This window comes from Streptococcus oralis, assembly GCF_023109315.1.
GTDB lineage: Bacteria > Bacillota > Bacilli > Lactobacillales > Streptococcaceae > Streptococcus > Streptococcus oralis_BS.
Map to the genome: position 1 here is coordinate 77,927 of NZ_JALDUF010000001.1, position 15,056 is coordinate 92,982.

Genomic DNA, 15,056 nt, shown 5'->3' on the forward strand with positions numbered 1-15,056 from the left:
AAAAGAAATGTAAACGCTTACTGTTAAGTGAAAGGATTAAGGAGTTTATGGATAAACAATTTTTTGAAAAACACTGTAAGTTCAGTATTCGTAAGTTTACGCTTGGAGTAGCTTCAGTGATGATTGGAGCGACTTTCTTTGCTACTGCCCCAGTGTTGGCTGATCAAGCAAGGGTTGGTTCAACAGATAATTTGCCAAGTGAACTAGCTGATTTGGATAAGAAGGCTAGTGATGCGGGGCACGATTTTGACAAGGAAGCCGCCGCTCAGAATCCTGGTTCGGCTGAAACTACTGAAGGCTCTCAAACAGAAGAAGAGTTGTTGGCTCAAGAAAAAGAAAAGTCTGAAAAGCCAAGCAATTTGCCAAAAGAATTAGAAGATAAGTTGGAGAAAGCTGAAGACAATGGGCGCGAAGTTGACAAGGATCAGTTGGCCCAAGATACTGGGAAGCTCGTCCCAGAAGATGTGGCTAAAACGACCAATGGGGAATTAAACTACGGCGCGACTGTTAAGATCAAGACGCCATCAGGAGAAGGTAGCGGTATTGTCGTTGCTAAAGACCTTGTCTTGACGGTTTCTCATAACTTTATCAAGGATAGCCAAGACGGCAATATCCGTAAGGTTGTGGACAATGATCAGGGGGATGGAGATATCTATAGTATCTCTTATCCAGGATTGCCAGATGTCAAGTTTAGCAAGAAAGATATTATTCATTGGGATCGTGAAGGCTATCTGAAAGGCTTCAAAAATGATTTGGCCCTTGTGAGATTGCGTACAGTTCTAGAAAATACGCCTGTTGAAGTAACCAAAAAGCCAGTAGTTAAGAAAATCGGAGATAAACTCCATGTCTTTGGTTATCCAGAAGGGAAATTGAATCCGATTGTCAATACTACAGTTGATTTTGTGGAACCATACGGAGAAGGTGTCCAAGGGATTGGTTACCAAGGAGGCAAACCGGGCGCTAGTGGTGGCGGTATCTTTGATACAGAAGGCAAACTAGTCGGTGTGCATCAAAATGGTGTAGTTGGAAAACGTAGTGGAGGCATTCTCTTCTCACCAGCTCAACTAAAATGGATCCAGGACCACATGCAGGGAATTTCAAGTGTGAAACCAGCAGACTTGGAAGAGAAAGAAAAACCGGCTGAAGAAAAACCAAAAGAGGATAAACCTGCAGCTGCTAAACCTGAAACCCCTAAGACAGTAACCCCTGAATGGCAAACGGCAGCAAAAAAAGAACAGCAGGGAACAGTTACTGTTCGTGAAGAAAAGGGTGTCCGCTATAATCAATTGTCCTCAACTGCACAGAACGACAATGGCGATAAACCAGCCTTGTTTGAAAAACAAGGATTGACAGTTGACGCGAATGGAAATGCGACGGTTGATTTAACCTTCAAAGATGATTCTGAAAAGGGCAAATCACGCTTTGGTGTCTTCTTGAAATTTAAAGATACCAAGAACAATGTTTTTGTTGGTTATGACAAAGATGGCTGGTTCTGGGAGTATAAATCTCCAACCGATAGCACCTGGTATAAGGGCAACCGTGTAGCAGCACCAGAACCAGGTTCTGTAAACCGTCTTTCTATCACCCTCAAATCAGATGGACAACTCAATGCAACGAATAATGATGAGAAACTCTTTGATACGGTCACTTTGCCAGCAGCTGTTAATGAAACTCTCAAAAATGAGAAGAAAATCGTCCTAAAAGCTGGTTCCTATGGCAATGAGCGTACAGTTGTCAGCGTTAAAACAGACAATCAAGAAGGTGTAAAATCAGATGATACTCCTGCCCAGAAAGAAACAGGTCCAGTTGTTGACGATAGCAAGGTGACTTATGATACGATCCAGTCTAAGGTCCTCAAGGCAGTAATTGACCAAGCCTTCCCTCGTATTAAAGAATACAGTTTGAACGGGCATACCTTGCCAGGACAGGTGCAACAGTTCAATAAAGTATTTATCAACAAACACGAAGTCACCCCTGAAGTTACCTACAAAAAAATCAATGAGACAACAGCAGAGTACGTGATGAAGCTTCGCGATGATGCTAATCTTATCAATGCGGAAATGACAGTACGCTTGCAAGTTGTGGATAATCAATTGCACTTTGATGTGACCAAGATTGTCAATCACAATCAAGTCACTCCAGGTCAAAAGATTGATGACGAAAGAAAACTACTTTCTTCTATTAGTTTCCTTGGTAATGCTTTAGTCTCTGTTTCGAGTGATCAAGCTGGTGCTAAGTTTGACGGGGCAACCATGTCAAATAATACCCATGTCAGCGGAGATGATCATATCGATGTAACCAATCCAATGAAAGACTTGGCTAAGGGTTACATGTATGGATTTGTTTCTACAGATAAGCTTGCTGCAGGTGTTTGGAGCAACTCTCAAAACAGCTATGGTGGTGGTTCGTATGACTGGACTCGTTTGACAGCTTACAAAGAAACAGTCGGAAATGCCAACTATGTTGGAATTCATAGTTCTGAATGGCAATGGGAAAAAGCTTATAAGGGCATTGTCTTCCCAGAGTATACTAAGGAACTTCCAAGTGCCAAAGTTGTTATCACTGAAGATGCCAATGCGGACAAGAAAGTCGACTGGCAGGATGGTGCCATTGCTTATCGTAGCATCATGAACAACCCTCAAGGTTGGGAAAAAGTTAAGGATATAACAGCTTATCGTATCGCGATGAACTTTGGCTCACAAGCACAAAACCCATTCCTTATGACCTTGGATGGTATCAAGAAGATCAATCTTCACACAGATGGTCTAGGACAAGGTGTTCTCCTTAAAGGATATGGTAGCGAAGGCCATGACTCTGGTCACTTGAATTATGCTGATATTGGTAAGCGTATCGGTGGTGTTGAAGACTTTAAGACCCTAATTGAGAAGGCTAAGAAATATGGAGCTCATCTAGGTATCCACGTTAACGCTTCAGAAACTTATCCTGAGTCTAAGTACTTCAATGAAAAAATTCTTCGTAAGAATCCAGATGGAAGCTATAGCTACGGCTGGAACTGGCTAGACCAAGGTATCAACATTGATGCTGCTTATGACCTAGCACATGGACGTTTGGCTCGCTGGGAAGACTTGAAGAAAAAACTTGGTGAAGGTCTCGACTTTATCTATGTGGACGTTTGGGGTAATGGTCAATCAGGTGATAACGGTGCCTGGGCTACCCACGTTCTTGCAAAAGAAATCAATAAACAAGGCTGGCGCTTTGCGATCGAGTGGGGACACGGTGGTGAGTACGACTCTACCTTCCATCACTGGGCAGCTGACTTGACCTATGGTGGCTACACCAATAAAGGTATCAACAGTGCCATCACGCGCTTTATTCGTAACCATCAAAAAGATGCTTGGGTAGGGGACTATAGAAGTTACGGTGGTGCAGCAGATTACCCACTTCTAGGTGGCTACAGCATGAAAGACTTTGAAGGCTGGCAAGGACGGAGTGATTACAATGGCTACGTGACTAACCTCTTTGCCCATGACGTCATGACTAAGTACTTCCAACACTTCACTGTAAGTAAATGGGAAAATGGTACGCCAGTTACCATGACCGATAATGGTAGCACCTATAAATGGACTCCAGAAATGAAGGTTGAGCTAGTCGATGCAGCAGGTAACAAGGTTGTTGTGACTCGTAAGTCAAATGATGTCAATAGCCCGCAATATCGCGAACGTACAGTAACGCTCAATGGACGTGTCATCCAAGATGGCTCAGCTTACTTGACTCCTTGGAACTGGGATGCAAATGGTAAGAAACTTCCTACTGATAAGGAAAAAATGTACTACTTCAATACGCAAGCTGGTGCAACAACTTGGACACTTCCAAGCGATTGGGCAAATAGCAAGGTTTACCTTTACAAGCTAACTGACCAAGGTAAGACAGAAGAGCAAGAACTAACTGTAACAGATGGTAAGATTACCCTAGACCTTCTCGCAAATCAACCATACGTTCTCTACCGTTCAAAACAAACCAATCCTGAAATGTCATGGAGCGAAGGCATGCACATCTATGACCAAGGATTTAACAGTGGAACCTTGAAACACTGGACCATTTCTGGTGATGCTTCTAAGGCAGAAATTGTCAAATCACAAGGTGCAAATGAAATGCTTCGTATCCAAGGCAATAAGAGCAAGGTCAGTCTTACTCAGAAACTGACTGGCTTGAAACCAAATACCAAGTATGCCGTTTATGTTGGTGTCGATAACCGTAGTAATGCCAAGGCAAGTATCACAGTGAATACTGGCGAAAAAGAAGTAACTACTTATACTAATAAGTCACTCGCTCTCAACTATATCAAAGCATATGCTCATAACAATCGTCGTGACAATGCTACAGTTGACGATACAAGTTACTTCCAAAATATGTACGCCTTCTTTACAACTGGATCGGACGTATCAAATGTTACTCTGACTTTGAGTCGTGAAGCTGGTGATGAAGCAACTTACTTTGATGAAATTCGTACCTTTGAAAACAATTCAAGCATGTACGGAGACAAGCATGATACAGGTCAAGGAACCTTCAAACAAGACTTTGAAAATGTAGCTCAAGGAATCTTCCCATTTGTAGTGGGTGGTGTCGAAGGTGTCGAAGACAACCGCACTCACTTGTCTGAAAAACACGATCCATATACACAGCGTGGATGGAACGGTAAGAAAGTTGATGATGTTATCGATGGAAATTGGTCACTCAAGACCAATGGACTAGTGAGCCGTCGTAACTTGGTTTACCAAACTATTCCGCAAAACTTCCGTTTTGAAGCTGGTAAGACTTACCGTGTAACCTTTGAATACGAAGCAGGTTCTGACAATACCTATGCCTTTGTAGTCGGTAAGGGAGAATTCCAGTCAGGTCGTCGTGGTACTCAAGCTAGCGACTTGGAAATGCATGAATTGCCAAATACTTGGACAGATTCTAAGAAAGCCAAGAAGGTAACCTTCCTTGTGACAGGTGCAGAAACAGGCGATACTTGGGTAGGTATCTACTCAACTGGAAACGCAAGCAATACTCGTGGAGATGCTGGCGGAAATGCCAACTTCCGTGGTTACAACGACTTCATGATGGACAATCTTCACATTGAGGAAATTACGCTAACAGGTAAGATGTTGACAGAAAATGCTCTGAAGAACTACTTGCCAACGGTTGCCATGACCAACTATACGAAAGAGTCTATGGATGCTTTGAAAGAGGCGGTCTTTAACCTCAGTCAGGCAGATGATGATATCAGTGTGGAAGAAGCGCGTGCAGAGATTGCCAAGATTGAAGCTCTGAAGAATGCTTTGGTTCAGAAGAAGACAGCTTTGGTAGCAGAAGACTTTGAAAGTTTGGATGCGCCAGCTCAACCAGGCGAAGGTCTAGAGAATGCCTTTGATGGAAATGTATCTAGTCTATGGCATACATCTTGGAATGGTGGAGATGTAGGCAAGCCTGCAACCATGGTCTTGAAAGAACCAACTGAAATCACAGGACTTCGCTACGTTCCACGTGGATCAGGTTCAAATGGTAACTTGCGTGATGTGAAACTGGTTGTCACAGATGAGTCTGGCAAGGAGCATACCTTCACCGTGACAGATTGGCCTGATAACAACAAGCCAAAAGACATTGATTTTGGCAAGACAATCAAGGCTAAGAAAATTGTCCTTACTGGTACCAAGACTTACGGAGATGGTGGTGATAAATACCAATCTGCAGCGGAACTCATCTTTACCCGTCCACAAGTAGCAGAAACACCTCTTGACTTGTCAGGCTATGAAGCAGCTTTGGCTAAGGCGCAGAAATTAACAGACAAAGACAATAAAGAGGAAGTAGCTGGAGTTCAGGAGAGCATGAAATATGCGACGGATAACCATCTCTTGACGGAAAGAATGGTGGCCTACTTCGCAGACTATCTCAACCAATTAAAAGATTCTGCTACGAAACCAGACGCTCCAACAAGTAGCAAGGGGGAAGAACAACCACCAGTTCTTGATGTACCTGAGTTCAAAGGCGGCGTCAATGCAGCAGAAGCAGCTGTACATGAAGTCCCTGAGTTCAAAGGCGGCGTCAATGCGGTTGAAGCAGCTGTCAATGAGGCCCCAGAATACAAAGGTGGCATCAATGCAGCAGAAGCAGCTGTACATGAAGTTCCTGAGTTCAAGGGAGGAGTTAATGCAGCAGAGGCAGCTGTCAATGAAGTCCCTGAGTTCAAGGGTGGAGTTAATGCAGTTGAAGGAGCTGTCAATGAAGTCCCAGAGTTTAAGGGTGGCGTCAATGCGGTTCAAGCCTTGGTAAACGAGAAACCAGCCTACACAGGTGTATTGGCTACCGCTGGAGATCAAGCCGCTCCAACAGTTGAAAAACCTGAGTACCCGCTCACTCCAAGCCCAGTAGCTGATGCCAAAACTCTGGAAGATAAAGAAGAGAAACTTCCTGCTACAGGAGAACATGGTTCAGAAGCTGCCCTCTTCTTAGCAAGTGTGAGTATCGCTTTATCTGCTGCGGTCCTTGCGACAAAACGTAAAGAAGATTAATGAGATTTGATTTCAGCTATTCAAAGCAACTCGAATCAAAAAGGAACAAACAGCCGGAGAGGACCTCTTGGTTCTCTCCTTTTTCAAAGGAGAAATGATACCGCTTACTCATGTATGCGGATGAAAGGAATAGGAGAAAGATGGATAGACATTTTTTTGAGAAACGCTGTCACTATAGTATAAGAAAATTTGCAATCGGTGCAGCCTCCGTTATGATTGGTGCTAGTATCTTTGGCGCCAATATGGTTCAGGCGGCAGAAACAGCAACACCTTCAGAGACAGAGGGAAGTATTACTCATGTTCAAGCCTTGGATAAGTTACCAGATGATTTAGCCGCTGCGCTTGAAAAGGCGGATGCAGCAGCTGCAACAGAAGCAAATCATGAGGAGACTCCAGCGACTGATGAGGGAACCAATCCTGCAACAAGTGAAGAGGCAAAACCTGAGACAAGTCCTGCAAGTCCCAAGCCAGCAGCAACGCCGAAACCGGTTGAAACACCAAAGGCAGACAATAAACCTGCGGAAACCACTACGCCCGCAACAAAACCAGATGAAAAGCAAGTCGAAGATAGAGAGGATGTCAACCATCTCGAAGGTGCTACTGCTCAGGCGAGTAACCATGAGACTGGTACCAGCTTTACTGCAGATAAGGCTATCGATGGAGATGACAATACTCGTTGGGCTACAGACAAAGATGTACCAAAACCAACTTTTGAACTAACTCTGCCAAAGACTACCTTGATTAAACATGTAGAAATCGACTGGGATCGTCGTCTTCGGAATGGGCAAAATGACCCCAATATCAAATCTTGGAGTCTCTACTACGCAGGTCAAGAAGACGTGGGCGCTAATGGAGAAAAACAATGGAAACTCGCTCATACCAAAATAGGAGATCCAGTCTTAGATGAGAAAGTTGACCTAGCTGAAAGTATCAAAGCTAAGTACCTCAAATTGGAGGTCAATAATTACCAAGCTGGGACCATGAACTGGAGAAACGTTGGAATCCAAGAAATTCGAGCTTATTCTAACGTTCCGGACCATAGTAAGGTAACGGATATCCGCCAAGTAACCGAACTAACAGTAGCAGAAGACGGACAGTCTCTTGTCTTACCAACTTTACCAGGGAAAGTTAGCCTTATCGGAAGCAACAAGCAAGGTGTGATTGACCTTCAAAATCACATCTATAAGCCTTTGACAGATCAACGCGTCAATGTCATGGTCCAACAAATCAGAGACAGTCATACCTTTACAAAAGAGTTTGAAGTAGTCATCAAGGGCTTACATCAGGACGAAGGTGTGGGTGTGAAACCAAAAGTAGCACCAGCTGTTCAACAATGGTATGGGAAAGAAGGCCAATCTTCTATCACTTCAGATACAGTTCTTGCGACAGGAGATTCAGGCTTTGATCAGGCTGCAACCTTCTATCAGTCAGACCTTGCCAGCCGTGGATTGGAACTAGCAACAGGTGACAAGCAAGCTCAAAAACGAATCGAATTTAAAAAAGTTGAAAACAAGGGTTATGGTAAAGAAGGGTATGGTATCACTATCCAAGATGATGTGATTACCATCGAAGCTGCCACAAACACAGGAGCCTTCTACGCCACTCGTACTCTTCTTCAAATGGGAGAAACAGATCTACAAAATGGTGAAATTCGCGATTTCCCAAGTTTCAGCCACCGTGGCTTTATGCTAGATACAGGTCGTAAATTTATCCCTTATGACACCCTTGTAGACATCATGCTCAACATGGCTTACTACAAGATGAACGACTTGCAGTTGCACCTTAATGATAACTATATCTTCCTTAAGGAACACTTGGCAGGTAAGAATTTAAGTCCAGAAGAACAACTCAAGTATGTCCTTGAACATGCTAAGACTGGTTTCCGTGTGGAGACAGATATTGTTGGTAAGAATGGTCAAAAATTGACATCAGATGAGCATTATACCAAGGAAGAAATGCAAAATCTGATTAAACTTGCCAAGGCCTTGCATATCAACCTAGTGCCAGAAATTGATACACCAGGTCATGCACTATCATTTGTCAAAGTTCGCCCAGACCTCATGTATCAAGGTAGTCTGAGCGATTATGCAGGCAAGCATAATGTCGAGCGCGTAGCCATGCTCGATCTAGACAATAAATACGAAGAAACTCTTAAATTTGTCAAATCCGTCTATGACAAACTCCTAGATGGACCAGATGCACCGCTTCATGGGGTATCAACTGTTCATATCGGAACGGATGAATACTATGGCAGCAGAGAAAGCTATCGCCGCTATGTCAATGACCTTATCAAATACATTAAAGGAAAAGGCTATACCCCTCGTATCTGGGGCTCGCTCAGTGCGAAACGTGGGAGCACTCCTGTTGATTGGAACGGAGTAGAAGTTGATATCTGGAGCATTGGCTGGCAACGACCAAATGAAGCCATTGCTCAGGGAGCTAAGATTATTAACATCACGGATGTGCCGACATATAGTGTCCCAAGTGGAAGCAATAGTCAAGCAGCCTACGGGGACTATGCAAACTACGAACGCCAGTACAACAGCTGGACACCGAATGATTTTAGAACAGGTGGAGGTCCACTTCTACCAGCTTCTCATCCAAGTATCCTTGGTGGTGGGCACGCAGTTTGGAATGACAATATCGACCTTCATGAGACAGGTTTGACCTCTTATGACATCTTCAAACGCTTCTTCAAGAGCATGCAAACCACTGCGGAACGCACCTGGGGATCCGACCGTGCAGCTGCGACCTTTGCAGAACGCACCCTACCAACGAGCCCTTATGCGCCACAGTCAAATCCTGATAAAGAGATTGATCAAAGCGACTTGTTTACCATCAATCCTGAAACAGTCAAGAACTATGCAAGTAAGAAAGTGAAGACAAGCGAGCGGGGATTGGCTTTTGAGAAAGATAGCAGTATCGAAGGCTTGGCAGGTGATGTTGGTCCAAGTCACGTCTTGAAGTTTGATGTAACTGTCACTGGAGATGGGGAACAAACCTTCTCAACTAGTGGGGACAATCGTATCTATCTAGCTGATAAAGATGGCTATCTTGCTTATCAATTTGAACAGTTCCATATCCAATTCAATAAAAAACTTGAAAAGAACAAACGTTATCAAATCTCCATCGTGACCAAACCACAATCAACGGAAGTCTATGTGGATGGTGAAAAGATTGAGCGTATCGCAAATCCAGAATACCCTCGCTTTGCCCACAATAGCTTGGTACTACCGCTTGAAAGTATCGGTGGGTTCAAAGGAATCTTGCATAGTGCAGAGTTGTCGGATAAACCATTTGTAAATCCTCGTTTGATTTCAAATGATAAGATTACAGCAACCGCAAGCAGTCAGCAACTTCCAGGAAACGCGACTGAAGGCGCTGTTGAAAAGGCCTTTGACAATGATCCAAATACCTTCTGGCATACTAAGTGGACTGGTGACACTGCGCCATACACCCTTACTATGACCTTGAAAGAAGCAGAAAAAATCAATGGCTTGACGTATCTCCCACGTCCAGGTGGTGGAAATGGTGTTGTGACGCGCTACGAAATCTACGCACAAAAAGATGGCCAAATGGTCAAGGTTTCAGAAGGAAGCTGGGACAACAACGCCCAAGAAAAAACAGTCAACTTTGCGGCAGTACATACCAACAAGATTGAGTTGAAAGTATTGGAAGGCGTTGGTGGTTTTGCAAGTGCAGCCGAAGTTCATCTATTGAAACCTGTCAAAGAAGAGCAAGAAACGCCTGCACCAAGTCAACCAGAAAAACCAACTACACCTGAAAAACCAAAAGTAGACCAAACCGGTGATGGAACAGTTGAATTGGCAGATCAATTCACTGCAAGTAAACCAGCTAGCGAAGACAGCATTGCAGATGCCAGCAAGAGCGCAGACTATCTCAAGAAAGAGTACAAGGTCTTCCCAACGCCACAAAAAGTGACTTATGGAGAAGGAGTCACAGCTCTTCGTAAGCAAGTCAATCTGGTCATGGGCAATCAACTCGATATCTATACTCGTAATCGCTTGAAGAGTGTCTTGCAGGACAATCAAGTATCTTATACAACTGGTAAGGCGGCAATCGCTGGCGCAACCAATATCTATCTTGGGGTGCATGGACAAGGCTCACAAGCAGAGCAAAACTTGTCCAATGTTTCAGCAGGTCTCTTTGACAAGATTGACGCCTATGTCTTGAGCATCAAGGATAATTCGATTTCCATCGTCGGAAAAGACACAGATGCGGTCTTCTATGGTTTGACAACCTTGAAACACATGCTCAAGGAAAGCCAAGTACCAGTCCTTCGAAATGTGACAGTAGAAGATTACGCAGAGCTCAAGAACCGTGGTTTCATCGAAGGTTACTATGGAAATCCATGGTCTAATGCCGATCGTGCAGAGCTCATGCGTTATGGTGGCGATTTGAAATTGAACCAATACTTCTTTGCACCAAAAGATGATCCATACCACAACAAGAAATGGCGTGAACTCTATCCAGAAGAAAAACTAGCTGAAATCCGTGAACTTGCTCGTGTCGGAAATCAAAGTAAAACCCGCTATGTCTGGACTATCCATCCATTCATGAACAACCGCATCCGCTTTGGCAATGAAGCGCATTACCAAGAAGATTTGGCAACCATCAAGGCTAAATTTACCCAGTTGATGAAAGTGGGTGTCCGCGAATTTGGTATCCTTGCAGATGATGCTCCAAGCCCAGTCGGAGGCTACAATAGCTATAACCGCTTGATGCAAGATATGACCAAGTGGTTGACTGAAATGCAGGGAACTTACAGTGGCCTTCGCAAAGAAATGATCTTTGTTCCTGGACAGTATTGGGGTAATGGACGTGAGGATGAGTTGAAATCCCTCAATGAAAATCTCCCAAGTTCAACATCCATGACCTTGACGGGTGGTAAGATTTGGGGTGAAGTCTCTGAAAGCTTCCTTTCAACTCTCAAGAACAATCTATCCGCAGGTGGCAAGACCTATCGCCCAGTTTCACTTTGGATTAACTGGCCTGTAACAGATAACTCTAAACAACACTTGATTCTAGGTGGTGGTGAGAAATTCCTTCATCCAAATGTGGATCCAAGTTTGCTATCGGGTATCATGTTGAACCCAATGCAACAGTCTGAACCATCTAAGATTGCCCTCTTTGCAGGAGCTCAATACTCATGGAAACAGTGGAAATCAGAAGAAGAAGCTAAGAAAATCAATGACATTGCCTTCAACTTTGTAGAAAATGGTCATTTTGAAGATAGCAAGGTATCAGCAGCCTTCCGCGAACTTGGTAAGCACATGATCAACCAAAACATGGATAATCGTGTCGTCAAACTAGAAGAATCTGTAGACTTGGCTCCAAAATTAACAGACTTCATGACCAAGCTCAAAGCAGGTCAGGATGTGACTGCCGAACGTGCAGCCTTGCGAGCTGAATTTGCCAAGATTAAAGAAGCAGCCGAACTTTACAAAGCATCAGGCGACCAAAAGATGGTTGCCCAAATCCACTATTGGTTGGATAATGCAATCGACCAAATGAATGCTCTCGATGCCTTCCTTACAGGAGCTGAAGCCATGGCTACAAACGATGCAGCTAAACTCTGGGATAGCTACTATAAAGGTTTGAAATTGTACGAACAGTCTCAAACTCACACCTTCCATTATGTAGACCATATGGAAAAGGCTGAATTGGGTGTTCAACATATTCGTCCATTTATCCTATCCCTGAAAGAAGTTCTAGCGTCTGAAGTTCAAAAAGTCTTGCATCCAGATCAAATCATCAGTACCTTTATTACCAATCGAACAGGTGTAGAAGGTGGTTTGGCAGAAGTAACGGATGGCGACTTGGCAACCCATGCGATTATTAAATCACCAAACAGCATCAAGACAGGTGATTATATTGGTATGAAGTTCAACAAGCCGGTAGCGATCCAAACCTTGACCTTTGCAATGGGAACGCAGGCAAATCCACGTGATACCTTTAGTAAGGCCGAAGTGCAGTATTTAGATGAAAATGACAACTGGGTAACTTTGAAAGAGCCAAGCTATGTCGGAAATGAATCCCTGCTTAAGTTTGAGAATCTCAACATCAAGGCTAAGGCAGTTCGCATGATTGCGACAGCAGACCGCGAGAACACTTGGTTTGCAGTTCAGGAAATTGCAGTTAACCGTTCAGTTGAAAAATCTCGTAGCCAACAAGCAACGACAGTTAGTCTAAGCTCAAACTTAGTTTACAAACTAAATACCTCAGCCCGTCAAATCACTGATGGCAAGGATAATACAGAAGCCATGATGGCAAATGCTGACGGTAGCAATACGACACCAGTAGATGCTTGGGCACAACTTGACCTCGGTGAAGTCAAGTCAATCACTAAAGTTCGTCTTCGCCAAGGAACGGGTGATAAGCTTGCCGCAGGTGTACTTGAGTACTCTACAGATGGAACTTCATGGCAAGAGTTGGATCGCCTATCAGGAGAACAAACCAAGGAAGTGACCAGAGCGATCAATGCTCGTTACATCCGAGTACGCAATACCAAGGCCCTCGACCTCTGGTGGCGTATCCAAGACTTCTCTGTTGAGACACGCTCTGGAAATAGTGAGTTAACAGACACCAACGTCGACGCCTTGAAGGAAACACCAGTAGTGGATAGCTTGGGCAGTTACGAACTTCAAATTCCAGCTGGAACTAAACTCCCTGCTCATAGCTATCTAGGTATGAAGCTTGACCGTATCCATCAAATCAAGAGCATCCAGCTCCAAGGTCAGGCAAACCCTGCTCTTACTCTAGAGTACTCTGCAAATGCGCAAGAATGGACGCCAGCTAGCCAGTTGACTGATAGATCTGTAGCAAGCCACTTAGTACGTTATGTTCGTCTGGTCAACAAAACAGATCAGGAACAAGCTGTGACAGCCACTTCTCTCCTTGTGACGACTAAAGAAGTGCAACCAACAAAATTGGAATCAACTTCAATGGGAATTCACCCAGCATATGGTAGCAATGATGTTCGTAAACTGAACAACCTAGATCAATTATTTGATGGTGTTTACAACAACTTCGTTGAATTTTCAGACTATGCTCGTAAAGATGGTCATGTGACCTTGAAACTTGGCAGCGAACGCACCATCAAGAAGATTAGAGCCTACATCCAAGACGGAACTCAAAACTATCTTCGTGATGGTAAGATTCAAGTCAGCCAAGACGGTAAAACTTGGACTGATGTCGTTACAGTAGGAGATGGTGTGGCCAATAGCCAACACGATGATTCATTGACAGATGGTTGGACACATGATTCTAAGATGCCAGGAAATCGCTACATCGAAGGTGAATTGACAACACCAGTCAAAGCCAACTATCTCCGTGTCCTCTATACAGCAGACTATGATGCCCGTTTTGTAGGCTTTACAGAATTGGTCATCAACGATGGTGAATTTGTCAAACCAATCAATGATCCAACAGTAGAAGGAAGTAGTGGAGAAAGCCAAGGCAACCTTTATAATAATCTTGTAGACGGAAAAGTCTTGACTAGCTATAAGTCTGAAAAAGACAAGGGCGAGTTGGTTTATCACTTGTCTGAGCCGACCAATGCCAACCACCTTCGTCTTGTTTCCAGTCTTCCTGAAGGAGCGAAAGCACGCATTCTTGCTAGAACACTCAAGGATGGTCAAGACAGCTGGACAGACCTCGGTGCCATTACATCTAGTCTCCAAACCTTCGCTATCCGAAATGGTGGCTCTCTTCTAGACGTCAAATTAGTCTGGGAAGGTGGCAAGGCCGAGTTTTATGAATTGGCGAGCTTCTATCAAGAATTAACAGAAGAATCGGTTCAATCAAGTAAGGGCGAAGAGCCAGCACCTGTTCTTGAGGTTCCTGAATTCACAGGCGGTGTCAATGCAATTGAAGCCTTGGTACATGAACTTCCAGAGTACACAGGCCCAGTAGCAACGGTAGGCGACCAACCAGCTCCGACAGTTGAGAAGCCTGAGTTCAAGGGCGGTGTCAATGCAGTTGAAGCCCTAGTACATGAACTTCCAGAGTACACAGGTCCAGTAGCGACAGTAGGTGACCAAGCTGCTCCGACAGTAGAGAAGCCTGAGTTTAATGGTGGTGTCAATGCAGCTGAAGCCTTGGTACATGAGCTTCCAGAGTATACAGGCCTAGTAGCAACAGTAGGCGACCAACCAGCTCCGACAGTTGAGAAGCCTGAGTTTAATGGTGGTGTCAATGCAGCTGAAGCCTTGGTACATGAGCTTCCAGAGTACACAGGACCATTATCGACAGTAGGCGATCAAGCCGCTCCAACTGTAGAGAAACCTGAGTTTAAACTTAGCTCATTTGCTTCAGATGAAGATAAGACACCGGCACCGGATCTAAAACAAGAAGTGACGAAGCAAGAAACTGCTGAACAAAGCTTGCCAGCAACAGGTGAGAGCCAATCTGACACAGCCCTCTTCCTAGCAGGTGTTAGCCTAGCCCTATCTGCTCTCTTTGTAGCAAGAACAAAGAAAGACTAGTATTCAACAAAACCTCTTAGCAAGATTACGAAAT

2 protein-coding genes are annotated in these 15,056 nt (G+C 44.2%); both read left to right on the forward strand.

Going from position 1 to position 15,056, the window contains the following annotated elements; all coding sequences use genetic code 11:
* Positions 1–47: 47 nt before the first annotated feature.
* Positions 48–6,515 (forward strand): SpGH101 family endo-alpha-N-acetylgalactosaminidase, encoded by a 6,468-nt coding sequence (locus M1F74_RS00365; protein WP_247945972.1) that lies wholly within the window; start codon positions 48–50, stop codon positions 6,513–6,515.
* A 140-nt stretch (positions 6,516–6,655) separates the two neighbouring features.
* The gene (locus tag M1F74_RS00370; RefSeq protein ID WP_247945973.1) at positions 6,656–15,022 is read left to right on the forward strand and encodes an SIALI-17 repeat-containing surface protein; all 8,367 of its coding nucleotides are present in this window, start codon (positions 6,656–6,658) and stop codon (positions 15,020–15,022) included.
* The last annotated feature ends 34 nt before the right edge of the window (positions 15,023–15,056 follow it).

Excerpts from the sequence above, each read along its gene's own strand:
- M1F74_RS00365 (WP_247945972.1), top strand. The coding sequence starts at position 48 with ATGGATAAACAATTTTTTGAAAAACACTGTAAGTTCAGTATTCGTAAG.
- M1F74_RS00370 (WP_247945973.1), top strand. The coding sequence starts at position 6,656 with ATGGATAGACATTTTTTTGAGAAACGCTGTCACTATAGTATAAGAAAA.